Origin of the sequence: Aureimonas sp. AU20 (genome assembly GCF_001442755.1) — a bacterium.
In the GTDB taxonomy this organism is placed as follows: domain Bacteria; phylum Pseudomonadota; class Alphaproteobacteria; order Rhizobiales; family Rhizobiaceae; genus Aureimonas.
Map to the genome: position 1 here is coordinate 3,656,346 of NZ_CP006367.1, position 24,550 is coordinate 3,680,895.

Genomic DNA, 24,550 nt, shown 5'->3' on the forward strand with positions numbered 1-24,550 from the left:
TCGACCGAAAGTGGAGCCGGTCGTTGGCCTGACCCGTTGAGTCAAGCGGCGGAGCGGCGCCAGCCGGCGGCGAGGAGGCCGGCGCCGATCATCAGCGAGCCGCCCGTCCGGTTGACCGCGCGCTGCACGCCGGGCTTGCGGATGGACTGGCGCGCCATCGAGGCCAGGAGCGCGTAGAGGGTTGCGTTCAGCGTTGCGAGCACGAGGAAGGTCGTCTCGAAGACCAGCATCTGCCCGAGCAGCGGCCGGGAGAGGTCGAGGAACTGCGGAAGAAAGGCGACGAAGAAGAGGATGCTCTTCGGGTTCAGCGCCGTCACGACATAGATGTGCAGGAAGACGCGCAAGGGGCGTTCGCTTGGGCCCTCGGTGCCGGCCGCCTCCCCCGCCCCGCCGGAGACCGGCGCGCGCCAGAGCTTGATGCCGAGATAGATGAGATAGGCGGCGCCGATCCATTTCAGGGCCGTGAACAGGGCGGCGGAGGCCGCCAGAAGCGCGCCGAGACCGAGCATCGAGGCGGTCATGGCGGTGAAGTCGCCGAGCGCGACTCCGGCCACCGTCGCCGCCGCGAGTTTGCGCCCATGGCTCAGCGCATAGGAGATGACGAGCAGGATCGTCGGGCCCGGGATCGCCAGAAGAACGGCGGACGCCGCGACGAATGCCAGCCAATGGTCCAGGGACATGCCACCCCCTCCGCTTCGGGAGAGGGTAGCAATCCACGGGCGCCGGGCTGATGCAAGCCGATTTTTAGCCGTCCATCTTTCGCGTCGGCACGTAGTTCAGCACCGGCCCGAGCCAGCGCTCCACCTCGGCCACCGCCATGCCCTTGCGGTTGGCATAGTCCTCGACCTGATCGCGCTCCACCTTGGCGACGCCGAAATAATAGCTGTCGGGATGGGCGAGGTAGAGGCCGGAGACGGAAGAGCCGGGCCACATGGCGTAGCTCTCGGTCAGCACCACGCCGGTCTCGGCTTCGGCGTTCAGGAGCTTGAACAGCGTGACCTTTTCCGTGTGGTCGGGCTGGGCGGGATAGCCCGGCGCCGGGCGGATGCCGGCATAGGGCTCGGTGACGAGATCGTCCGGCGCGAAGCGCTCGTCCGGCGCATAGGCCCAAAGCTCGCGACGCACCATCTCGTGCATGCGCTCGGCGAAGGCTTCCGCGAAGCGATCGGCCAACGCCTTCACCATGATGGCGGCATAGTCGTCATTGGCTTTGGCGAAGCGGTTGGAGATTTCCTCCTCCTCGATGCCGGCCGTCACCACGAAGCCGCCGACATAGTCCGCCACGCCGGCTTCCAGCGGCGCGACGAAGTCGGCCAGCGCCACGTTGGGCCGCTCGCCGCGCTTGGCGAGCTGCTGGCGCAGGGTGAAGAAGGTGGCGAGTTCCGCGTTGCGCGCCTCGTCGGTGAAGAGGCGGATGTCGTCGCCCACCGCATTGGCCGGCCAGAAGCCCACCACGGCGCGGGGGCGGAACCAGGTCTCGTCCACGATCTGGCGCAGCATGGCCTGCGCGTCCTCGAACAATTGCCGCGCCGCCGGCCCCTGCGCCTCGTCGTCGAGGATCGCGGGATAGCGGCCCTTTAGCTCCCAGGTCTGGAAGAAGGGCGTCCAGTCGATATAGCGGGCAAGATCGGCAAGGTCCCAGCTGTCATAGGTGCGCGTGCCGAGGAAGCTCGGCTTGGCGGGCCGGAAGTCCGACCAGTCGACCCGCTGCCGGTTTTCGCGCGCGCGGGCGAGCGGCAGGCGCTGCTTCTCGGCCTCGGCCTCGGCGTGCTTGTCCGCCACCTTCTCGTATTCGGCGCGGATGCCCGTGGCATAGGCCTCGCGCCCCTCCGGCGAGAGAAGGTTGGAGACGACGCCGACGGCGCGGCTGGCGTCGGTGACATAGACCGTCTGCCCCTTGCGATAGCGCGGGTCGATCTTCACCGCCGTGTGGACGCGGCTGGTCGTCGCCCCGCCGATCAAGAGCGGCACGTCGAAACCCTCGCGCTCCATCTCGGCCGCCACATGCACCATCTCGTCCAGCGAGGGGGTGATGAGGCCGGACAGGCCGATCACGTCGACCTTCTCCGCCTTGGCGATTTCGAGGATCTTGGCGGCCGGCACCATGACGCCGAGATCGATCACCTCGTAATTGTTGCAGGCGAGCACGACGCCGACGATGTTCTTGCCGATATCGTGGACATCGCCCTTCACCGTAGCCATCAGGATCTTGCCGGCGTTCTTGCGCTCCTCGCCGCCCGACAGGCGCTTCTCCTCCTCCATGAAGGGCAGGAGATGAGCCACGGCCTGCTTCATGACGCGAGCGGACTTGACCACCTGCGGCAGGAACATCTTGCCCGCGCCGAAGAGATCGCCAACCACGTTCATGCCGGCCATGAGCGGGCCTTCGATGACATGGAGCGGGCGCGCGGCCTGGAGGCGCGCTTCTTCCGTGTCGGCCTCGATGAACTCGGTGATGCCGTTGACGAGGGCATGGGCGAGCCGGTCCTCGACCGGCCGCTCGCGCCAGGCGAGGTCCTTGGCCTTGGCCTCCTTGCCGGCCGTGCCGCGATAGCGCTCGGCGAGATCGAGCAGGCGCTCGGTCGGGCTCTTGCCCTCGCGGCCCGGCCGGTTCAGCACCACGTCCTCGCAGGCCTCGCGCAGATCCGCGTCGATCGTGTCGTAGACGGCGAGCTGGCCGGCATTGACGATGCCCATATCCATGCCCGCCTGGATGGCATGGTACAGGAAGACCGCGTGCATGGCCTCGCGCACCGGCTCGTTGCCCCGGAACGAGAAGGAGAGGTTCGACACGCCGCCCGAGATATGGGCGTGCGGCAGGGTCTCACGGATCGTGCGCGTCGCCTCGATAAAGGCGACGCCGTAGCCGTCATGCTCCTCGATGCCGGTCGCGACTGCAAAGACATTGGGGTCGAAGACGATGTCTTCGGGCGGAAAGCCGTTTTCGGTCAGAAGCTTGTAGGCGCGCGAACAGATCGCGACCTTGCGCTCGAACGTGTCGGCCTGCCCGTCCTCGTCGAAGGCCATGACCACCACCGCCGCGCCGTAGAGCCGGCAAAGGCGGGCGTGATTCAGGAAGGCCTCCTCGCCCTCCTTCATGGAGATCGAGTTGACAATCGGCTTGCCCTGGACGCATTGCAGCCCGGCCTCCATCACCTCCCATTTGGAACTGTCGATCATGACCGGCACGCGGGCGATGTCGGGCTCCGAGGCGACGAGATGGAGGAACTCCACCATGGCGCGCTTGGAGTCGATCAGGCCCTCGTCCATGTTGATGTCGATGATCTGCGCGCCGTTGGCCACCTGATCGCGCGCCACATCCAGCGCGGCGGCATAGTCGCCAGCCGTGATCAGCTTGCGAAACTTGGCCGAGCCGGTGACGTTCGTGCGCTCGCCCACGTTAACGAAGGGAATGTCCTTGGTCAGCACGAAGGGCTCGAGGCCCGACAGGCGCATCAGCGGCGCGGGCTTGGGGATGGCGCGCGGCTTCAGGCCCGCCACCGCCGCGGCGATGGCGCGGATGTGCTCCGGCGTCGAGCCGCAGCAGCCACCGACGACGTTGATTAGACCTTCTTCGGCAAAACCGCGCACCTGCGCGGCCATGGCCTCCGGCGTCTCGTCGTACTGGCCGAACTCGTTGGGCAGCCCGGCATTGGGATAGGCGCAGACGAACGTGTCCGCGACGCCGGACATCTCGGACAGATGCGGGCGCATCGCCTCGGCGCCGAGTGCGCAGTTCAGCCCGATCGTGAAGGGCTTGGCATGGCGCACCGAATGCCAGAAGGCCGTCGGCGTCTGGCCCGAAAGCGTGCGGCCGGAGAGATCGGTGATCGTGCCGGAGATCATCACCGGCAGCCAGAGGCCCTTCTCGGCGAACACCTCCTCGGCCGCGAAGATCGCCGCCTTGGCGTTCAGCGTGTCGAAGATCGTCTCGATCAGGATGATGTCGGAGCCGCCGTCCACGAGGCCTCTGACCTGCTCGGCATAGGCGACGCGCAGATCGTCGAAGGAGACGGCGCGATAGCCGGGATTGTTCACGTCCGGCGAGATCGAGGCAGTGCGGTTGGTCGGGCCGATGGCGCCGGCGACGAAGCGGCGGCGTCCGTCCGCCTCCTCAGCGCGCAGGGCGGCACGGCGGGCGACGGCCGCGCCCTCGCGGTTGAGGTCGTAGACCACCGCTTCCATTGCGTAGTCGGCCTGCGCGATCGTCGTGCCGGAGAACGTGTTGGTCTCGACGATGTCCGCCCCGGCCATGAGATAGGCGAAGTGGATGTCCTCGATGGCTTTGGGCTGGGTCAGCACCAGAAGGTCGTTGTTGCCCTTCAGATGACAGGCGCAGTTCTGGAACAGGTCGCCCCGGAAATGCTCCTCCTCCAGCCCCAGGCCCTGGATCTGCGTGCCCATGGCGCCGTCGAGGATCAGGATGCGCTCGGAAGCCGCCCGGCGCAGCGCGGTTCCCACATCCTCGCGCGGGGCGGCGGGGCGGGCGGCGAAGAGCGTGTCGGACGCGGAACTCATGGGGCACCTAACGGCAGGACTTGAACGGGTCGGCGTTCCGGCCATCAGGGGGCCGAACCATATAAGGACATCCTTATATGGTTTCGCAAGGCTTGGCGAGACACGGGTTTTCCACGGTCCCGACGGAGGCGAATGCGCGCGGCTTGCCAGGGGGCGCGCGCTCGGCCAAGCTTTGCGCTCGGCCAAGCTTGGCCTTGGCCCCGCTTCGCCCTCGGCCCTTGCCGGGCGGCGGTTCGCTGGAGGCCGGATGCGCCTTCGCCAGGGATGCGCCTTCGCCAGGATGGAATTTTCGGAAAGCGGGAGTTCGAGCATGTGCCATGCCTGCGTCATCGACAGCGTCAAGCATTCCATGCTGTCGCGCCGGTCCTTCTTCACGGCGGCCTCCGCTTCTGCGGGCGCGGCGGTCGTGGCCCCTCTCGCCATGGCCCGCCCGGCCCTGGCCGAGGTCACCCACGGCGGGCGGGTGGTGGATCTCACCCATGCCTATGACAGCGCCTTTCCGACATTCGACGGCGTGCCGGGCATCACGCAGGAGGAGGCGGCGAATTTCGACAAGAGCGGCTACCAGCTCTACAAGCTGACGATCTTCGAGCACACCGGCACCCATATCGACGCGCCGCTCCATTTCAGCCGCGACGGGTTGAGCGTCGACGAGCTGGAGCCCTCGCGCCTCGTCTGCCCGCTCTGCATCGTCGACATCACGGCCAAGGCTAAGGACGATCCGAACGCCACGCTGGAGGCCGAGGACATCGAGCGCTTCGTCTCCGCCCATGGCGAGATCCCGGCCGGCGCCTGCGTCGCGCTGCGCTCGGGCTGGGCCGCCAAGCTCGGCACGCCGGCCTTCCGCAACGACGCGGCGGGGAACTTCGCCTTTCCCGGTTTCGCCAAGAGTGCGACCGATCTTCTGGCCGAGCGGGATGTCAGCGCCATCGGCGTCGACACGCTGTCGCTCGACCCCGGCAATTCCGCCGACTTCGCCGTCCACTCGTCCTGGCTACCGAGCGGACGCTACGGGATCGAAGGGTTGGCCAATCTGGAAGCCCTGCCCGCGACCGGCGCGACGATCGTGGTCGGCGCGCCCAAGCACAGGGGCGGCACCGGCGGCCCGGCGCGGGTGCTGGCGTTGGTCTAGATCGGGCTCATGCTCCGAAACGGCCGTTCAGGGGAATGGTTTTCTACAAGTGGTGCCCTGCGCGCAATCCACCGTCTCGGCGACTCTCCTGCACCCGCCTAGATAGAAGGCAAGACAGAACGAAGGCGCTTGTCCCTCCAGCGGCGAGCGCCGATCAGGACCTTGCCCATGGCCCCTCCCCGCTCCGCACCTTCTCGCTCCACACGTCGCCCCGCCCCTGGACGCCCCGTCTCGGCCGCCCCCAAGCCTCCCAAGCCGTTCTATCGCTCCTTCGGATTCCAGGTTCTCGTCGCGCTGGTGATCGGCCTCGCGCTCGGGCTCCTCGCCCGCGAGATGGGGCCGGCCCCCTCGGGCGGGCCGAACTGGCTGGTGCAGACGCTGGCGACCGTCGGTTCTTCCTTCGTCTCGCTTCTGCGCACCGTCGTGCCGGTGCTGATCTTCACCGCCATCGTCGCCTCGATCGCCAATCTGCGGGAGTTGAACAACGCCGCGCGGCTGGTCTGGCAGACGCTCCTCTGGTTCGCCGTGACGGCGCTGATCGCGGTTCTGATCGGCATCGCGCTCGGCCTCGTGCTGCAACCCGGCCTCAACACCTCGGTGACGCAGGCCGCCGCCCATGCGCCTTCGCGCTCGGGCTCGTGGCTCGATTTCCTAACCGGGCTCATTCCCTCCAACATTCTCGGCCTCCAGGCCTCCACCAGCCTGAAGGACGGCGCGGCGACGACGAGCCTCAACTTCAACGTCCTGCAGATCCTCGTCATCTCCATCGCGGTGGGCGTCGCGGCGCTGAAGGTAGGCGAGGCCGCCGAGCCCTTCCTCGCCTTCAACCGCTCCTTCCTGAAGATCGTTCACAAGGTGCTCTGGTGGATCATCCGCCTGACGCCGATCGCGACCGTCGGCCTGCTCGGCAACGCGGTCGCGGTCTATGGCTGGACGACGCTGGCACAGCTCGGCACCTATGCGGTCGCGATCTATCTCGGCCTCGCCCTGGTGCTTCTCGTGGTCTACCCCGCGCTGCTCCTGGCGCATGGGCTCAGCCCCGTGCGCTTCTTCCAGAGCGCCTGGCCGGCCATCCAGTTCGCCTTCGTGTCGCGCTCCTCCATCGGCACGCTGCCGATCACCGAGCGCGTCACGGAAAAGGGCCTCGGCGTGCCGCGCGAATATGCCAGCTTCGCCGTGCCGCTCGGCGCCACCACCAAGATGGACGGTTGCGCCTCGATCTATCCCGCGATCTCGGCGATCTTCGTGGCGCAGTTCTTCGGCCTGCAGCTCGGGCTCACCGAATATGTTCTGATCGTCTTCGTCGCCGTTGTGGGCTCGGCCGCGACGGCGGGCCTCACCGGCGCGACCGTCATGCTGACGCTGACGCTCTCCACCCTTGGCCTGCCGCTGGAAGGTGTCGGCCTGCTGCTCGCTATCGACCCCATCCTCGACATGGGCCGCACGGCGGTCAATGTCGCCGGACAGGCGCTGGTGCCGACGATCGTCGCCAAGCGGCAGGGCATGCTGGATGAGGCGGTCTATAACCGGATCGGCGACATCGACGCGCTGGATGCCGGGCCGGAGCCGCTGGGCGCAAGACGCGTCCCGGCCGAATAAGACCACGAACGAAGAAGGGCGCCCTGAGCGCCCTTCTTCGCATCAGGAACGGGCAGCGATCAGTTGATCGAGAAACGCGGCCACGCCGTCCGCCTCGTTCGTGTCCGTCACATGCCGGGCGGCGCGGCGCACCTCGTCCGGCGCCTGTCCCATGGCGACAGAAAGGCCGACAGGCTCGAACATCGGCACGTCGTTGGGCATGTCCCCGATCGCGGCCGTCTCGCTCAAGGGAATGCCGGCCGCCCCGGCCAGTGCCTTGACGCCTGCGCCCTTGTTGGCGACCGCCGTGGTCACGTCGAGAAAATAGGGCTGCGAGCGCACGACATTGGCGCTTGTGCCGAGCGCCTGCCCGATCTCGCGCTCCATCCGGGCGATCAGCGCGTGGTCGTCGCTGACGCCGACGACCTTGTCGGCGCGCGGAAGCCAGGTCTCGAAATCGGGCGCGATGGTCGGCTCCTGCCGCGCGGCGCGGCGCTCCAGATCACCATGCGGCGAGTGGTCGTCGCGCGCGATCCAGAGCCCGTCGGCAAAGAGCCAGACCGGCACCTCGGCTTCGTCCAGAAGCGCGATGGCGCGGCGCGCGTCGCTTTCCTCCAGGCGATGCGCCTCGACGATCCGCCCACCCGGCTCGAACAAGGTGCCGCCGTTGAAGGCGCCGACCGCGCCGGTGAGGCCCAGCCGATCCACGAGTTCGCCGAGGCCGCTCGGCGGGCGGGCGCTGATCAGCGTGAAGGCGATCCCCGCCTCCCCCGCACGGCGCACGGCCTCCACCGTGCGCTCCGACAGCGTCTTGTCGTTGCGCACCAGCGTCCCGTCGATATCGGACACGACGAGGCGGATGGAGGCGGCGAGAGCCGGATCAAGGGTCATGGGAGCCTTTGTGCGGGGGAGGATGGGCACGGGAGGAAGGAGGGCGCGGCAAAGCGAACCGCGCCCGAAGTCGGCTGCTACTGCGGGATTTCGACGTGGCCGCCGAAGCCGAAGCGCATGGCGGACAGCATCTTGTCGCCGAAGGTCGCGTCCTGACGCGAGCGATAGCGGGCATAGAGCGCGGCGGACAGGACGTTGACCGGCACCGCCTCCTCCATCGCCGCTTCCAGGGTCCAGCGCCCTTCGCCGCTATCGGCGACATGGCCGGAGAAGCGGGCAAGGTCCTTGTCGCCCGCCAGCGCGATGGCAGTGAGGTCGAGCAGCCAGGAGGAGATGACCGAGCCGCGCCGCCACACTTCCGCGATGTCGGGCATGTTCAGGTCGAACCGCTCGTCCTCGGGAAGGTGGGGCGAGTTCTTGGACTTCAGGATGTCGAAGCCTTCCGCATAGGCCTGCATCAGCCCGTACTCGATGCCGTTGTGAACCATTTTGACGAAATGGCCCGCACCCGCCGGGCCGGCATGGATATAGCCGCGCTCAGCGCGGTCGTCCGGCGCGTTGCGCCCATGGGTGCGCTCGATGTCGCCATAGCCCGGCGCCAGCGCGTCGAACACGGGGTCGAGATCGCGCACCGTGTCCTCCGGACCGCCGATCATCATGCAATAGCCGCGCTCCAGACCCCAGACGCCGCCCGAGGTGCCGACATCGACATAGCGGATGCCATGCGGCGCCAGTTCCTTGGAGCGGCGGATGTCGTCCTTGTAGAACGTGTTGCCGCCGTCGATGATGACGTCGCCCTGGCCGCAAAGCGGGGTGAGGTCGCGGATCGTCGCCTCGGTCGGCTCGCCGGCCGGCAGCATGACCCAGAAGACGCGGCGCCCGCTAAAGCGCCCAGCCAACTCCTCCAGCGAAGCGGCGCCCGTCGCCCCGTCGCCGGACAGAGCCGAGACGGCCTCGGCGTTGCGGTCGAACACCAGGGCCTCGTGGCCGTGCTTCATCAGGCGGCGGGCGATATTGCCGCCCATTCGGCCAAGGCCGATGATCGCGATCTGCATGGAACTCTCTTCGACATCAGGGTTGCTTGGGAAGTCCCGGCCGCCCTCCCCTTCGGCCGAAGCTCTGTGGCTCCCGCCGCCCGGCTTTTTGAAGCGCAGGGCGGCGGGAGCGGATGGTCAGCTCTTGCGGGCTTCGATCTGCCCGCGCGCCTTCGCCACGACCGCATCCGGCGTGAAGCCGAACTTCTCCTGCAGCTTGGCGAGCGGCGCGGAGGCGCCGAAGGTCGACATCGTGACCTTGGCGCCCTTGGCGCCGACATAGCGGTCCCAGCCCATGGAGCCGGCCTGCTCCACCACGACGCGGGCCATGACGTCCGGCGGCAACACACTGTCGCGATAGCTGTCGTCCTGCTTCTCGTAGAGCTCCCAGGAGGGCAGCGACACGACGCGCGCCTTGACGCCCTCGGCCACCAGCTTCTCGTAGGCGGCAAGGCAGAGCGAAACCTCCGAGCCCGTGCCGATCAGGATCACGTCGGGCGTCTCGCCGGGGTCGCCGGCGAGGACGTATCCGCCGCGCTTCAAGCCAGAGGCCGGGGCGTATTTCGTGCGGTCGAGCGTCGGCAGCGGCTGGCGGGACAGGATCAACGCGGTCGGCTCGTGCGTCTGCTCCATGGCGACGCGCCAGGCTTCCGCCGTCTCGTTGGCGTCGCAGGGGCGGATCGTGTTGAGGCCGGGAATGGCGCGCAGGCTCGCCAGATGCTCGATCGGCTGGTGCGTCGGCCCGTCCTCGCCGACGCCGATCGAATCATGGGTGAAGACCCAGACCACCGGAATTTCCATGATCGCCGACAGCCGCACCGGCGCGCGCATATAATCGGAAAAGACCAGGAAGGTGGAGGCGTAGGGCCGAACGTAAGTCAGCGCCATGCCGTTGGCGATCGAGCCCATTGCGTGTTCGCGAATGCCGAAATGCAGGTTGCGACCGGCGTAATTGTCGCTTTCGAAAGAGCCCGCGCCCTCGAAGCCGAGCTTGGTCTTGTTGGAGGGGGCAAGGTCGGCCGAGCCGCCGATGAGATAGGGCACCTTCTCGGCGATGGCGTTCAGCACCTTGCCGCCGGAATCGCGCGTGGCGAGGCCCTTGGCGTCCGCCTCGAAGGTCGGGATCGATCCGTCCCAGCCGGCGACGAGCTTGCCCGAGCGCATGGCGTCGATCTCTGCGGCGAGTTCGGGATAGGCGGCGCGATAGCGCGCGAAGGCCGCTTCCCATTCCTCACGGGCCGGGCGGCCGCGCCCCTCGACGGCGGCGCGGAAGCTTCTGGCCGCCGCGTCCGGCACGAGGAAGTCCTTGTCCTCCGGCCAGCCGTAGAAGCGTTTGGCGCCCTTCACGTCGTCGGCGTCGAAGGCCTCGCCATGGGCCGAGGCCGTGCCCTGCTGCTTCTGCAGGCCGTAGCCGATCACCGTGTCGACCACGATCAGCGTCGGCCGGTCATCCGTCTGCCGGAACTCGGCGACGGCCTTCTCGATGGCGGCGAGATCGTTGCCGTCCTGGACATGCAGCGTCTTCCAGCCGTAGCCCCGGAAGCGCTCGGCGACATCCTCGGAAAAGGCGAGGCTGGTGAAGCCTTCGATCGACACCTTGTTGTTGTCGTAGATCCAGCAGAGGTTGGAGAGCTTGAGGTGGCCGGCGATCGAGGCCGCTTCGGAGGACACGCCCTCCATCATGTCGCCGTCACCGCACAGGACGATGACGTCGTGGTCGAAGACCTTCGCTTCCGGCTTGTTGTAGCGCGCGGCGAGCCAGCGCTCGGCCAGCGCCATGCCGACCGAATTGCCGCAGCCCTGGCCAAGCGGGCCGGTCGTGGTCTCGACGCCCGTGGTCATCCGATATTCCGGGTGGCCCGGCGTCTTGGAGGAGAGCTGGCGAAACTGCTTGATGTCGTCGAGCGAGACGGCGGGCTTGCCGGTCTTGCGGCCATCGGCGTCGATCTCCTCGACGCCGGCCAGATGCAGCACGGAGTAGAGCAGCATGGAGCCGTGGCCGACCGAGAGCACGAACCGGTCGCGATTGGGCCAGTCGGGCGCGGTCGGGTCGTAGCGCAGAAACTGCGTCCACAGCGAATAGGCGACCGGCGCAAGGCCGAGCGGCGCGCCGACATGGCCGGAATGGGCCTTCAGAACCGCGTCCATCGAAAGGGTGCGGATCGTGTCGATCACCAGTTGGGGCGAGCCGTTCTCGCCGGTGCGGGTCTCGGACGGGGTTTTGGGCAGGGCGCTCATGGGCGAAATCCTTCGTCGTTCGGGACGAAACGTTTCCACGGCGAATTCGGCTGCTTCCTCCTGAAAGGCTACAACCGGCAGGCCGGAAACTCGTGGCCTGAGATGGAGCGCGAAGGCCGCGCGTCGATGGGCGGCAACGCGAAAATCCGTGCGCAAAAAGGGGCTTGATGCGGGGACGGCGCTTGCCTAATGAAAACATGACATATGAAATCATGTATTGGCGCTTGCGCGACGGCTTCTCCCGGCTTCGTCGCCGCGCCCCGCTTCAACAGACCGGAAGGCCCCGCCATGATCGGACCTCGACACACCGCGACGCCGGCAATGGCCGCCGCGAAAACGGGCCGACGCCTCGCCGCCCCAGCCCTTCTCGCCACGCTGCTGATGATGGCGCCCGCCCTGGCGCAGGACAGCGCCTCCCCCGCGCCGACCACTGCGCCCCCTGCGGCCGGCGGCACTCCGAGCGCGGCCCCCGCTGCATCTTCCTCCCCCGCGCCTACCGCTCCCGCATCGACCTCGCCTGCCACCGCCCCTTCGGCGACCCCGGCGGCGCCCGCAACCGCGCCGGTGCAATCCGCGCCCATGACGCCGGCACCCGAAGCGTCCGCCCCCGCCTCTCCGGCCGCCGAGGCCGGCGGGCAGACGACGCTGCCGGCCTTCGCCAGCGAAAACGAGGGCACGCTGCCGGTGGAACCCGCCAATGCCACGGGCCACGACCTGTCCCCCTGGGGCATGTTCATGGCGGCCGATATCGTGGTGAAGGCGGTCATGTCCGGCCTCGCCTTCGCCTCCGTCGTCACCTGGACGATCTGGCTCGCCAAGGTCCTGGAACTGATCGGCGCGCGCCGACGCGCCCAGTCGGGCGTCCGGCGCCTTGCCGAGGCCAGCGGCCTGCCGCAGGGCGAGGGCGTCGAGGCCGCCGGCTGGCGCGGTGGCCCGGTGGCGGCCATGGTGCGCACGGCAAGCGCCGAGCGCGAGCGCTCCGCAGGCCTGCCCTCCGAGGGCGTGAAGGAGCGCGTCGCCACCGCGCTGCAGCGCATCGAGGCGCGCGCCGGCCGGCGCATGGCGCGCGGCACGGGCCTTCTCGCCACGATCGGCTCCACCGCACCCTTCGTCGGCCTGTTCGGCACGGTCTGGGGCATCATGAATTCGTTCATCGGCATCTCGAAGGCCAACACGACCAATCTCGCCGTGGTGGCGCCGGGCATCGCCGAGGCGCTGCTCGCCACCGCGATCGGCCTCGTGGCGGCCATTCCCGCCGTCATCATCTACAATGTCTTCGCCAGGGCCATCGCCGGCTACAAGGCGGTGCTGGCCGATGCCTCGGCCGGCGTTCTCCAGCACCTCTCGCGCGATCTCGACCGCGCCAAGGCGGGGGCCACGCTGCGTGGCCCGGCCCGCATGGCGGCGGAGTAAGCGGCATGGGGGTCAGCCTTCGCTCCGGCGACGACGACGACACCGGCGAAGTCGCCGACATCAACGTCACGCCCTTCATCGACGTCGTCCTTGTTCTGCTCATCATCTTCATGGTGGCCGCGCCGCTTTCCACGGTGGACGTGCCGGTGGACCTGCCGGTTTCCAACGCGCAGCCGCAGGAGCGGCCGGACGAGCCGCTCTTCCTCACCGTGTCGAACGATCTCGACCTCGTTATGGGCGAAGCGCCGGTGGAGCGCGGCGCGCTTCAGGCCGCGCTGGATGCCAAGACCGGGGGCAAGCGCGACGAGCGCATCTTCCTGCGCGCCGACGAGAAGGTGGCCTATGGCGACCTTATGGAGGTGATGAACCTCCTGCGCACGGCGGGCTATCTCAAGATCGCGCTGGTGGGGCTGGAATCGGCCCCCGCCCCGAGCGAAGCGGCACCCGCTCTCCAGCCATGACCCTCGCTTACGACAAGAAAGCGGAGCGCGGCGGCTCGCTGCTCGGCGCGATGCGCTGGGGCACGGCCGCCCTTGCCGTCGCCGCGCTGCACGCGGGCGCGGCCTTCTACGTTTCCAACATGCCCGCGCCGGAAGCGCCCCCGCAAGGCACGCCCGAGGCAGCCGTGCTGATCGACCTCGCGCCGCCCGCGCCGCCGCCAAGCGCGCCGGCCGCCGAGGCGCCGCCGGTCGAGGCGCCGCCCGAGGAGGTGCCGCCGGAGCCCCAGCTAGAGCCGACACCCGAGCCGGTTCCGCCGCCGCCCGAGCCGGTGGCTCCGCCCCCCGAACCCGCGCCACCCGAGCCGCCGCCCCCGGAGCCCGTGGCCGAGCCGGAGCCTCCTCCGCCTGAGCCTATCCCGGAACCCGAGCCTTTGCCCGAACCGCCTCCGCCGGAGCCGGTGGTAACGCCCGAGGTGCCGAAGATGGAAGCGCCGCCGGAGGTCGCCGAGCGCGCGGCCGTACCGCTGCCGCGCCCGACGCCGCCTCGCCCGCGCGTGGCCGAAAAGCCGCCCGAGCGCCCGACGCCGCCCAAGCCACGCCGGGAGCGCCCGCGCGAGGAAGCGCGTCCGCGCACGCCGCCGCGCGCCGCGCCGCCGCCCTCCCGCGCCTCGCAGGCGTCCCGCGCTCCCACGACGCAAGGGGCAGCAGTGTCCTCGTCCGCGGTAGCGCGCTGGAAGTCGCAGGTTCAGTCGCGCCTCAACCGGTTCAAGCGCACTCCGCCCGGCGGCGCAGTGGGTATGCCGAGCGTGACCTTCACCATCGGCCCATCGGGCGCCGCGTCCAACATCCGCATCGCGCGTTCCTCGGGCAATCCGATCCTGGACCAGGCGGCGCTCGATCTCGTGCGCCGCGCCAGCCCCTTTCCGTCGCCGCCCTCCGGAGAAAGCGTGTCGATCCCGCCGTTTGCGATCAACTACAAGCGGTAGGCGGGTTCAGGCATGGTCCGGCAGCGGCGCGATCTGCTTCCAGAACAGAACCGTGCCGGTCAGCCCGCCCTGCGGCTTGAAGGCGTAATGCGGGATCAGGCCGGCCCTGATATAGCCGAGGCGCTCGTAGAGCGAGGCGGCCCCCTCCTCCTCGGCGGTGTCGAGAACGAGAAGGCTCTTGCCGCGCTCGCGCGCCAGGGCTTCGGCCGCCGCCATAAGGGTGCTGGCAATGCCCCGGCCGCGATGCGAGACGGCGGTCATCAGCTTGCCGATCTCGCCGCGATGCGGCTGGTTCTGCGGCAGCGCGAGAAACACCGTCACCGTGCCGACGATCCGCTCCCCGTCGAAAGCGCCGAGCACCACGCGCTCGCCGCTTGCCGCCGCCGCCAGCGCGCCGGTCCAGAACGTTTTGGCCCGCCCCTCGTCCAGCGGATGGAGAAAGCTGACCGACCCGCCGTTCGCCACCGTCTCGATCATGAGATCGGACAGGTCGTTGAGCGACCGGGGCGAGGCGTCCACGGGGCGGATCACGACATCAGACATGGGGCTTCAGCTCCTTGTGAGGGCGACGAGATAGAAGCAGGCGGCGTCACTCTCGTTGGAGAAGGTGACCTCGCCCGGCGCGCCGAAGCCGAGGCAATCGCCCGGACCGAGATCGAACAGCTCGCCCCCTTCCGAAAGGCGCAGCCGCCCTTGCGTGACGCGCACGACCTGCCGGATGCGGCTGTAGGAAGAGGCAGGCAGCACCACACGCCCGCCGGGCGGCAACTCGACATCGACGATCTCGACGGGATGCCAGGACCGGGCGAAGGCTTGGCGGCGCCGATAGCCGGTTTCCGGATCGGTCCACCAGCTCTGGTGCCCGCTCCTCTGAAGACGCGCCTCGTCGCCCTCGGCCCGAACGAGCAGACCCGCCAGCGTCAGCCCGAAGGCCTCGGCCAGCCGCACCAGCACGCCGGCCGTCGGGCTCACTTCGCCGCGCTCGATCTTGCTGATCGCCGCCTTAGACACGTCCGAACGCGCCGCCAACTCGCTCAGCGACCAGCCCCGCGCCTCCCGCTCCCGCCTGATATGCTGCGCCAGCCGCCGCTCCGAATCATCCACTAAAATATCCATTCGTATTTTTTAAGAGACGAATGACCTTTCGTCAAACGACATCCAGCAGAGGCCCCACCGCGACGAACTCGACCTTGATCCGGCCGGGGTCCTCGACGAAGAGCGCATGATAGTCCTCGCCGCCATTCGCGAAGGGATAGCGATCGTCGTCGAGACAGAGGATGCCCCGCGCCTCGCAATGATCCCGCAAGGCATCGACGGCCGCCCGGCTGTCGAGCGTGAAAGCGAGATGGTTTAGCCCGACGCCCGCGCGGTGATAGGGGCGATCGGCATGGTCCGGCCGGACCTGAACGAATGTGAGATAGGCGTCCTGCCTGTTGGCGAGCGGGAAGCCTTCGCCCTAGCATGACAGACCCTGCCGAGAGACCACGGTTCGCCCAGTTCGATCAGTCCCCGACGCGCCCTTGCCGCGGGCCGCGTCGGGGAACTTGCAGCGGTCAGGCGGCGGCGGTCAGAAACCGCGCATCCGCCTCGTCCAGCAGCTTGCGGATCTGCGTCACTTCCTGCGCGGCGTCGGGGGTGCAGTTGGCGTAGGTGATCTTTTCGCCGGCCTTGATCGCCGCCGTCACCACCCCGCCCTCGGCAAGGCCCAGCGGCAGGCCGCCGGCCAGGCGCGCGTCCTTCCAGGTCATGGCGAAGCCGCGATATTGCGTTTCGCCGATGCGCCCGAGCACCTCGCCCACGGCGAGATCGCGCTTGGCCACCGCGATGCATTCCCCGACCGGCCGGTCCAGTGGCTCCAGATGCGGCGCGCCGCGCATGACGGCGTGGATGGCGGACAACGGCACTTCGATCGAGGTGAGGTGGAAGGGGCGGAACAGGGCGAAGCACGGGCCGGGGCCGACCTTCAGATCGGCGATGCGCTCCAGAACGCGGGGATGCTTGGGCTTCACGATGCAGAAGACCCCGGGCGCGACGCCCTTGCCGATGGAATAATCGACGCAGCCCGAGCGCGACAGGATGCCCCCGTCCTCGCGGGTGCAGAGAACCTGCGCCAGATCCTCGGCCGTGGCGTTCGGCCCGTGCATACCGGGCACGTCGGGGCGAAGGCCCGTGGCGTTGGCGATGGCGGTCATCTCCACCATGGTCTTGGAGCCGTCCACGAACTCCACCAGCATCCGGGCATTCATGTTGCGCCGGGCGGCCTCCTCCTCGTAGTCCGCCGGCACGGCGGAGAAGTCGAGCGGGTTGTTCTTGCCCTTGCCGGCCGCCACGATCTCCAGTCCCAGCGACTGGGCAAGGCCGATCAGCTCGATCGTTGATTGCGGCTCGTCGCCGGCCGCTCCCGTGTAGACGACGCCGGCGCGCCGGGCCTCGGCCTTGAGATAGCGGCCGATCGTGATGTCGGCCTCGACATTGAGCATGACCACATGCTTGCCGTTGCGAAAGGCGTCGAGCGCGATGCGCGTGCCCGCGCTCGGGCTGCCCGTCGCGTCGATCACCACGTCGATCCGGCCCGCCGCGCAGAAGGAGCGGAAGTCCTCCACGATCGCGACCGCGCCGGCCCCGATCGCGGCGTCCACGCCGGCCGGCGTGTCGGCGCTGCGCACGGCTGCGTCCTCATAGCCGGCAAAGCGCAGCGTTTCGCGGGCGCGGTCGGCCTTGGAGGTGGAGACGGCGCCGAGCCGGACGCCCGGCATCAGGAGAAGCTGCACCATGAGATCGGTGCCCATCTGCCCGGCGCCGGCAAGACCCACGGTGACGGGACCGCGCGCCTGCGCATAGGCCAGAAGTTCGGCCGCAAGGCCCACCCGCGCGATGCCATCCATGCTTCCAGCCTTCTTCCTGTTCCGCCGCAGAGGGCGCGACACTTCGTCGGTTCGGGGGATAAGGGGTGATCCGCTCCGGGATCAACCGTCTTCGTAACGTGCGGCGCATCACGCGCCCTTGTGTCCCGCCCCTTCCCGGACGGTTTCCAAAGCCGGGCAGGCTCCCTATGCTTCGCCGGCTCGAGCATCACAAGAGATCGGACAGGCAGCCCGTCGCCATGCGCATGCTTCTGGTGGAAGACAATGAAGGGCTCGGCGACGCGGTGAACCGGCACCTGCGCAATGCCGGCCATTCCGTGGAATGGGTGCGCAGCGGCGAGGACGCGCTGGAATGCCTCGGGCTGGAGCGGTTCGACGCGGTCATTCTCGACCTGTCGCTGCCCGGCCGCGACGGGCTTTCGGTGATCGCGGAGCTGAGGCGCGGGCGCTCCAGCGTGCCGGTTCTGGTGGTCACCGCGCGGGCCGAAATCGACGATAAGGTGAGCCTTCTCGACCAGGGGGCGGACGACTATCTCGTGAAGCCCTTCGACCTGCGCGAGCTGGAAGCGCGGCTGCGCGCCCTTCTGCGCCGCCCGGCCGGGCAGACCACGAGTCTCGCCCGCGTCGGCGACGTGGAAATGGACATGGCGGGCCATCTCGTGACCGTCGGCGGCCGGCCGGTGGATCTCGGCCGGCGCGAGTTTCGTCTCCTTGAAATCCTCCTCTCCAAGCCCGGCGTCGTGGTGCAGAAGGAGCAGCTGATGGCGCAGCTCTTCTCCTATGACGACATGGTCTCCACCAATGCGCTGGAGCTCTACGTCTCGCGCTTGCGCCGAAAGCTGGAAGGCGCCTCCGTCGAGATCGCCACCGTGCGCGGGGCGGGCTATGTCGCGCGCGTGCCGGGCAGCGGCCCGGCGCTCGACCCGAAGGCGGCCGGCGAGCGGAAAAACGGCTGATGCCGCTGCGCTTCGCCCCGGTCCATGTCCGCGCCGCCGCCGCCCCGCCCGCCGCTAGGGTGCCGCGCCCCGTCTCGATCCGGCGGCGCATCCTGGTCTTTGCCGGCGCGCTGCTCTTGATCGCCGCCTTTGGGCTGGTTCTCTTCATCCGCGACTATGCCGAGCGCTCGTCCGACCGCGCCTTCGACCGGCTGCTCGGCGCCTCGGCGCTCACCATTGCCGGCGCGGTGCAGCTGGAGGACGGGCGCGTCACGGTGGAGCTGCCGCTCGCTTCCTTCGCCATGTTCTCGGGCGAGGATCGCATCTTCTACGCCGTGGAATCGCCGGCCGGCGAAAACGTCACCGGCGAGAGCGACCTTTCCGCCGGCTTGGCCCCCGCGACCAGCAGCGACCCCGCCTTCGCCGACAAGACCTATCGCGACGAGGGGGTGCGCGTGGCCAGCGTCGGGCGCCTCGTCTCCACGGCGGAGGGCACGGGCTGGGTGACGATCCGCGTCGCGGAAACGCGGGGCGAGCGCAACGCTCTGGCGCGCGAGATCCTGAACAACGCCATCCTGCCCGTTCTCCTCATGACGCTGCTGGCGCTGGTTCTCCTGTGGATCGGCATCGGCCGCGTCTTCGCCCCACTGCTCACCCTGGAGCGGCACCTGCGCGGGCGTTCGCCGGACGATCTCTCGCCGGTCGACCTGCCCGCCCCGCTGGAAACGGCGCAGCTCGTCGGCGCTCTGAACGGCTTCACCGCGCGGCTGAAGCTCGCCCGCGAGCGGCTGGAGGCGCTGGTGGCCGAGGCCGCTCACGAGGTCCGCACGCCGCTGGCGAGCCTTCGCGCCCAGGCCGAGCTGGCCTTGGGCGAGCGCGACCCGGCGGCGCTGCGGCGCGATGTCGAGCGCATCCACGAGGGCGCGGTGCAGGCGAGCCAGCTCGTCTCGCAGCTTCTGATGGACGCGACCGTGACGCACCGCCTGGAAAACCAGCCCGAGCCCACACCCGTCGCGCCGCTGGCGCAGGAGGTCGTGCGCCGCCTCAGCCCCGACATGGCCGAGCGGGTGTGCCTGTCCATCGCCCCCGAAGCCGCCGAGGCGGAACTGCCGATCGACCGGGTGGTGCTGCGCGAGGCCATCCGCAATCTCGTGGACAATGCCCTGCGCTATAGCGACGAGGCGGTGGAAATCCGCATCGAGCGGGACGGATCGTGGCTCGCCATTCGCGTGCTGGACCGGGGGCCGGGCATCCCCGAGCACGAGCGGCCGCTGGTCTTCCAGCGCTTCCGGCGCGGCGAAACGGGCTCGCGGCGGGACCGGGGCGGCTCGGGGCTCGGCCTTGCCATCGTCGCGCGCGTGGTGGAGGCGCATCGCGGCGAGGTGCGTCTTGGCGAGCGCGAAGGCGGCGGCCTCGACATGCATCTGCGCCTGCCGCTCGCGCCGACTGCTACGCCCCTAGCCGGGCCGGGGGCGACGCGAAGCGGGCGCGCCCTCCCGGCCCTTCTCTTGTTCGCGGCCTTCGCCGCCCTCCCCCTCCTCACCGGCCGGGCCGAGGCCGCCGCCGAGTTCCAGGCGCGTGAAAACCCGCCCTCTGCCACGCTGCGCATCCTGGGCGCGACGGACACGGGCCTGTTCTCGCATCTGATCCGCGCCTTCCAGCGCGAGCGGCCGGACATCGCCATCACCTACGAGGAAGACGAGAGCCGCACGGTCTACGACCGGCTGGTCGCGCCCGGCGCCTCGCCGCCCGATCTCGTGGTGAGCTCGGCCTCCGACCTTCAGGTGAAGCTCGTCAACGAAGGGCTGGCGCGCGCCTATCAGCCGCCCCGGCTCGCCGGCATTCCCGACTGGGCGCATTGGCGCTCGGAGGTCTTCGGCTTCAGCTTCGAGCCGGCGGTGATCGTCTACAACCGCAATCTCATGAGCGATGCGGAAGCGCCGCGCACGCATCTCCAGCTTGCCGAACTCCTGGAGCGCGAGCCCCGGCGCTTTGCCGGCCGGGTCGGCACCTACGACGTGGCGCGCAGCGGGGTCGGCTATCTCCTGGCGACGCAGGATCAGGCGATCTCCTCCTATTTCTGGCGCCTCGCCGCCGCTTTCGGGCGCACGCAGGTTCAGCTCAGCGCCTCAAGCCCGGCAATTCTCGACCGGCTGGTGACGGGCGATCTCGCCATCGGCTACAACATCATCGGCTCCTACGCCTTCGCGCGGCAGGACGCGGGCGCTGATATCGGCATCGTGGTGCCGGACGACTACGTGCTCGTCTTCTCCCGTTCCTTTCTGATCCCCGAGGACGCGCCGCAGCCCGCGCTGGCCGAGGCCTTCATCGATTTCACCCTGTCGCCTCAGGGCCAGGCGGTTCTGGCCGGCCCCGCCGCCTTCGGCGCGCTTCTGGATGGCGAAGGGCGATGGACGGCCGCGCGCATCACCGCGCTCGGAAAGGGCGCGGTGCAGCCCATCCGCTTCGGCCCTTCGCTGCTGGTCGGCCTCGACCGGCAGCGCCGCGAGCGCTTCCTCGCCACTTGGAGCGAGATCGTCTCGCCGCACTGAGAGACTGTCTTGCCCCCCCTTAACGAATTTGGAACGTTTCGAGGGATGGGGCGAAGCTGACAGGTTTTTGACAGGTCGAGCGGGCTAGTCTGAAAGGGATGGCCGGGGAGGCTTGAGGCACAGTCTTGGGAGAGCCGGCGAAACGCTCGCAGCGTTTCGCGCCGCTCGAATGTCTGGAGGGACATTCTTGCGGCCGGTCGATCCCCATTCGTTTCCGTTGTCTTTCCCTCGCGACTCGTGCCCCGCGCACGAGCCCGGCCCAAGAACATCCGGCCCCATTCGGCGGCCTTTCGTTTTGGGAGAAACACCGATGAAATCCATGGTCTTCGGCGCCTTCGTCGCGCTTGCCCTCGCCTCCACCTCGGCCTTTGCGCAGAGCGCGCCCGCCTACGAGATCATGGCGCCGGCCTCGCCCGGCGGCGGTTGGGACCAGACCGCCCGCGCCATGCAGAACGTGCTTCAGGAAACCAAGCTCGCCAGCAACGTGCAGGTGGTCAACGTTCCCGGCGCCGGCGGCACGATCGGCCTCGCCCAGTTCGCCTCCACCAAGTCCGGCAATCCCAACGCGCTTCTCGTCGGCGGCTACGTGATGGTGGGCGCGATCCTCACCAACAACTCGCCGGTCAGCCTGGACGACGTGACGCCCGTGGCGCGCCTGACGGGCGAGGACGAGGCGATCGTGGTGCCGGCCTCCTCGCCCTACAAGACGATCGCCGATCTCGCGGCGGCGATGAAGGAGAACCCGGGCGCCGTCGCCATCGCTGGCGGCTCGGCCGGCGGCACGGACCATATCGCGGCGGGCCTCTTCGCCCAGGCCGTGGGCGCCGACCCGAAGGGCATCAACTACATCGCCTTCTCGGGCGGCGGCGAGGCGCTGGCGGCCATTCTCGGCCAGCAGGTCGCGGCCGGCATTTCCGGCTACGGCGAGTTCGAGGCCCAGGTGAAGGCCGGCACGCTGCGCCTTCTCGCCACGACCGGCGAGCAGCGCGTGCCCGGCTCGGAAGCCCCGACGCTGAAAGAAGCGGGCATCGACATGGCGCTGCAGAACTGGCGCATGGTCGCCGCCGCGCCCGGCGTCTCCGCCGATCAGACCGCCGCGCTCGCCGCCAATCTTGAGAAGATGGTCGGCACGCCGGAGTGGAAGGCGGTTCTCGAGCGCAACAACTGGCAGAACACGTTCCTGGCCGGCGACGCCTTCAAGACCGAACTCGCCAAGAACATCGCGGACACCAAGCAGGTGCTGACCGCGATCGGCCTCGTCCAGCAGTGAGCGCCCCGCTCGCTCCCGCGCGCCGCCCCGACAGGGCGGCGCTTGCCATCGGCATCGGGCTCGGCGTTCTCGGCCTCCTGGTCGGTTGGGATGCGCGCAATGTCGGCGGCGGCACCTATGCGCGCATCGGGCCGGCCACCTTTCCCTATGTCATCTCCGCCGTTCTGATCGCCCTTTCGATCTGGACGATGGTGGAAGCCTGGCGCGGCCAGTTTCCCGAGCGCGACCATGACGAGGGCAAGCCCGTTCTCTGGATCGTGGGAGGCCTTGCCGCGCAGCTCGTGCTCCTGAACACGGCGGGCTTCTCCATCGCGACGGGGCTTCTCTTCGCCGCGACGGCGCGCGCCTTCGGCAAGCGCAAGCTGCATGTCTCGGTGCCGCTCGGCATCCTCATCAGCTTCGCGATCTGGATTCTGTTCTCGCAGGTCCTGCGCCTGTCCTTGCCGGCCGGCCCGCTGGAGCGCCTGTTCTTCTAAGGCAAAGGCATAAGAGCCGGGCGGCGCGCCTGCCACCCGACCGGCAAAGGCGGCTCGGCTAAACGCCCACGTCGCCCGCGACGCCGGCGTCCCGCCGACCCTGCAAAGACCCGCTGCCCGGCTGCGGCAAAAGCCGGACAGAAATCCGGCCTGCCCCACCGGACGGCCCGCTTCCGCCCCGCCTCGCCGCGGTTCGCCCCTTCCTCGTCGCATTGGTTCAGCCGATGGATACATTCGCCCTTCTGGGCCAAGGCCTGCTCACGGCCGCCCAGCCCATGAATCTCTTCTACGCCCTGATCGGCGTGACGCTGGGCACGGCGGTCGGCGTTCTGCCGGGCATCGGCCCGGCGCTGACGGTGGCCCTGCTTCTGCCCGTCACCTACCAGCTCGACGCCGCCGGCTCGCTCATCATGTTCGCCGGCATCTACTACGGCGGCATGTATGGCGGGTCGACCACCTCGATCCTGCTCAACACGCCGGGCGAAAGCGCCTCGATCATCACGGCGCTGGAGGGCAACAAGATGGCGAGAGCGGGCCGAGGCGGACCGGCGCTCGCCACGGCCGCCATCGGCTCCTTCGTCGCCGGCCTGATCGCGACGCTGGGCCTTGCCTTTCTGGCGCCCGTCATCGTCTCCTTCGCCCTGTCCTTCGGGCCGGCGGAGTATTTCGCGCTGATGATCCTGGCCTTCGTCACCGTTTCGGCCGCCTTCGGCGACTCGGCGCTGCGCGGGCTGACCAGCCTCGCGCTCGGCCTGACGCTTGGCCTCGTCGGCATCGACCTGCAGACCGGCCAGGCGCGCCTGACGCTGACGCCCGTCGCCAAGTACTTCCGCGATCTCGCCGCCGATCCGGCCGCGCCCCTGCACGCGGTCTGGGCCTCGCTTTCCTCCTTTTTCGGCGGCATCTCGGCCAATCTTCTGGACGGCATCGAGGTGACGACGCTGGCCGTCGCGCTCTTCGCCATCGGCGAGGCGCTGGTGGTGGCCGCCGCCGCCAGTCGCACGCCCGACACGATCCAGGCCGTGAAGGGCTCGCTCTGGATGACCAAGGAAGACTGGAAGCGCTCCTGGAAGCCATGGCTGCGCGGCACGGCAGTCGGCTTCCCGATCGGCGCCATGCCGGCGGGCGGCGCCGAGATCGGCACGTTCCTGTCCTATTCCATGGAAAAGAACCTCTCCAAGCACCCGGAAGAGTTCGGCCATGGCGCGATCGAGGGCGTGGCGGGACCGGAAGCGGCCAACAACGCCTCGGCCGCCGGCACGCTGGTGCCCCTCCTGACGCTCGGCCTGCCGACCTCGGCCACCGCCGCGATCATGCTCGCCGCCTTCCAGCAGTTCGGCCTCCAGCCCGGCCCGCTGCTCTTCATCACCTCGCCGCAGATCGTCTGGGGCCTGGTCGCCAGCCTGCTCATCGCCAATCTCATGCTGGTGGTACTCAACCTGCCGCTGATCGGCGTCTGGGTCCGGCTTCTCACCATTCCCCGCCCCTGGCTCTATGCCGGCATCCTCGTCTTTGCGACGCTGGGCTGCATCGGCGCCAATCCTTCGGCGGTGGAACTCGGGATGCTGCTCCTGTTCGGCCTGCTCGGCTACATGCTGCGCCGCTTCGGCTACCCGATCGCGCCGGTCGTGGTCGGCCTCATCCTCGGCCCCATGGCCGAGCAGCAGCTGCGCCGCGCGCTGGCGATCAGCCAGGGCGACCCGAGCGTGCTGGTTCACTCGGTCCTGGCGGTGACGCTTCTGACGCTGGCGCTTCTCGCGCTGGTCGTGCCGATGATCCTGCGCGCCCGGGGCCGGGGCAAGCTCCTGGCGGCCATGGCCTCCGACGAGGATTGATCGCTCCCGATCCGGGAGCCCGCAACGAAAAAGGGCAGCGCCTCGTGGCGCTGCCGTTTTTTCATGACCGGTTTGGAGTGGAGGGTCCCGCCCTCGCCCCAGCTTACTTGCGGTTGATGCCGTAATAGGCCTCGGGGTCGATGCCCACGGCCGTCAGTGCGGCGCGGCTGGGGCTGCGGCCCGCTTCGGCGGCGGCGGCACAGGCAGCAGCGCCACCGATCGTGCCGGCAATGCCGCGCAGCTGGCGGCCGAAGGTGCGGATGCGGGAGGTCTGGGTCATCGGTCTCGTCCTCGATCTGTTGCACCGAAGATGAGCCTTCGCACCCTTGCTTTGAAGAGCCAAAGCCGATGGGGAGCCATGCATCAAAGCATGGCTTGTGGATTGGAT

20 protein-coding genes are annotated in these 24,550 nt (G+C 69.0%); 10 read left to right on the plus strand and 10 right to left on the minus strand.

Going from position 1 to position 24,550, the window contains the following annotated elements:
* Positions 1-41 precede the first annotated feature (41 nt).
* Both M673_RS16695 and metH read right to left on the minus strand, forming a co-directional pair.
* Complete coding sequence (locus tag M673_RS16695; protein WP_061977346.1) at positions 42-680, minus strand: LysE family translocator; 639 nt, start codon at positions 678-680, stop codon at positions 42-44.
* A gap of 64 nt (positions 681-744) precedes the next feature.
* Complete coding sequence (gene metH, locus M673_RS16700) at positions 745-4,518, minus strand: methionine synthase (RefSeq protein ID WP_061977348.1); 3,774 nt, start codon at positions 4,516-4,518, stop codon at positions 745-747.
* Positions 4,519-4,828: 310 nt separating this feature from the next.
* Between metH and M673_RS16705 the strand changes: the two genes are divergently transcribed.
* Both M673_RS16705 and M673_RS16710 read left to right on the plus strand, forming a co-directional pair.
* The gene (locus M673_RS16705; RefSeq protein WP_061977350.1) at positions 4,829-5,650 is read left to right on the plus strand and encodes a cyclase family protein; all 822 of its coding nucleotides are present in this window, start codon (positions 4,829-4,831) and stop codon (positions 5,648-5,650) included.
* 168 nt (positions 5,651-5,818) lie between these two features.
* On the plus strand, positions 5,819-7,249 hold the full coding sequence (locus M673_RS16710; RefSeq protein ID WP_061977352.1) for a dicarboxylate/amino acid:cation symporter: 1,431 nt from the start codon (positions 5,819-5,821) through the stop codon (positions 7,247-7,249).
* A gap of 42 nt (positions 7,250-7,291) precedes the next feature.
* On the opposite strand, the gene M673_RS16715 is transcribed toward M673_RS16710, so the two are convergent.
* From M673_RS16715 to tkt, 3 genes are all read right to left on the minus strand, one after another.
* Complete coding sequence (locus M673_RS16715; protein WP_061977354.1) at positions 7,292-8,119, minus strand: Cof-type HAD-IIB family hydrolase; 828 nt, start codon at positions 8,117-8,119, stop codon at positions 7,292-7,294.
* A 77-nt stretch (positions 8,120-8,196) separates the two neighbouring features.
* Positions 8,197-9,174, minus strand: coding sequence for a phosphogluconate dehydrogenase (NAD(+)-dependent, decarboxylating) (gnd, locus tag M673_RS16720; RefSeq protein ID WP_061977356.1), 978 nt, complete (start codon positions 9,172-9,174; stop codon positions 8,197-8,199).
* A 117-nt stretch (positions 9,175-9,291) separates the two neighbouring features.
* Positions 9,292-11,391 (minus strand): transketolase, encoded by a 2,100-nt coding sequence (gene tkt / locus M673_RS16725; protein ID WP_061977358.1) that lies wholly within the window; start codon positions 11,389-11,391, stop codon positions 9,292-9,294.
* A gap of 288 nt (positions 11,392-11,679) precedes the next feature.
* Here tkt and exbB point away from each other — a divergent pair, with 288 nt between their 5' ends.
* From exbB to M673_RS16740, 3 genes are read left to right on the plus strand one after another with little or no spacing between them, the layout of a single operon-like run.
* A complete protein-coding gene (gene exbB, locus M673_RS16730; protein WP_061977360.1) occupies positions 11,680-12,804 on the plus strand; it encodes a tonB-system energizer ExbB in 1,125 nt (374 codons plus the stop codon).
* 5 nt (positions 12,805-12,809) lie between these two features.
* Positions 12,810-13,265: a TonB system transport protein ExbD gene (gene exbD / locus M673_RS16735; RefSeq protein WP_061977362.1), complete on the plus strand. Its 456-nt coding sequence runs from the start codon at positions 12,810-12,812 to the stop codon at positions 13,263-13,265.
* A complete protein-coding gene (locus tag M673_RS16740; protein ID WP_061977364.1) occupies positions 13,262-14,230 on the plus strand; it encodes an energy transducer TonB in 969 nt (322 codons plus the stop codon). The genes exbD and M673_RS16740 overlap by 4 nt, the downstream gene beginning before the upstream one ends.
* A gap of 6 nt (positions 14,231-14,236) precedes the next feature.
* Here M673_RS16740 and M673_RS16745 read toward each other — a convergent pair whose 3' ends face one another.
* From M673_RS16745 to M673_RS16760, 4 genes are all read right to left on the minus strand, one after another.
* Positions 14,237-14,773, minus strand: a complete 537-nt coding sequence (locus tag M673_RS16745) for a GNAT family N-acetyltransferase (protein ID WP_061977367.1) — start codon at positions 14,771-14,773, stop codon at positions 14,237-14,239.
* A gap of 6 nt (positions 14,774-14,779) precedes the next feature.
* The gene (locus M673_RS16750) at positions 14,780-15,346 is read right to left on the minus strand and encodes a helix-turn-helix domain-containing protein (protein ID WP_061977369.1); all 567 of its coding nucleotides are present in this window, start codon (positions 15,344-15,346) and stop codon (positions 14,780-14,782) included.
* A gap of 31 nt (positions 15,347-15,377) precedes the next feature.
* Positions 15,378-15,536 (minus strand): hypothetical protein, encoded by a 159-nt coding sequence (locus M673_RS24685; protein WP_187301281.1) that lies wholly within the window; start codon positions 15,534-15,536, stop codon positions 15,378-15,380.
* A gap of 247 nt (positions 15,537-15,783) precedes the next feature.
* Complete coding sequence (locus tag M673_RS16760; protein WP_061977371.1) at positions 15,784-17,115, minus strand: NAD(P)H-dependent oxidoreductase; 1,332 nt, start codon at positions 17,113-17,115, stop codon at positions 15,784-15,786.
* A gap of 218 nt (positions 17,116-17,333) precedes the next feature.
* On the opposite strand from M673_RS16760, the gene M673_RS16765 reads away from it, so the two are divergent.
* From M673_RS16765 to M673_RS16785, 5 genes are all read left to right on the plus strand, one after another.
* Positions 17,334-18,050, plus strand: a complete 717-nt coding sequence (locus M673_RS16765) for a response regulator transcription factor (RefSeq protein ID WP_061977909.1) — start codon at positions 17,334-17,336, stop codon at positions 18,048-18,050.
* Positions 18,050-20,581 carry a sensor histidine kinase gene (locus M673_RS16770; RefSeq protein ID WP_061977372.1) on the plus strand — a complete coding sequence of 844 codons (2,532 nt, stop codon included), beginning with the start codon at positions 18,050-18,052 and terminating at the stop codon, positions 20,579-20,581. Before M673_RS16765 ends, M673_RS16770 begins: the two co-directional genes overlap by 1 nt.
* Before the next feature lie 319 nt (positions 20,582-20,900).
* Entirely contained in the window at positions 20,901-21,851 is a 951-nt protein-coding gene (locus M673_RS16775; RefSeq protein ID WP_187301337.1) for a Bug family tripartite tricarboxylate transporter substrate binding protein, read from the plus strand.
* Positions 21,848-22,327: a tripartite tricarboxylate transporter TctB family protein gene (locus M673_RS16780; protein ID WP_061977376.1), complete on the plus strand. Its 480-nt coding sequence runs from the start codon at positions 21,848-21,850 to the stop codon at positions 22,325-22,327. Before M673_RS16775 ends, M673_RS16780 begins: the two co-directional genes overlap by 4 nt.
* A 224-nt stretch (positions 22,328-22,551) precedes the next feature.
* Complete coding sequence (locus M673_RS16785; protein WP_061977378.1) at positions 22,552-24,162, plus strand: tripartite tricarboxylate transporter permease; 1,611 nt, start codon at positions 22,552-22,554, stop codon at positions 24,160-24,162.
* 103 nt (positions 24,163-24,265) lie between these two features.
* Here M673_RS16785 and M673_RS24690 read toward each other — a convergent pair whose 3' ends face one another.
* Entirely contained in the window at positions 24,266-24,442 is a 177-nt protein-coding gene (locus M673_RS24690) for a hypothetical protein (protein ID WP_156421125.1), read from the minus strand.
* Positions 24,443-24,550 lie beyond the last annotated feature (108 nt).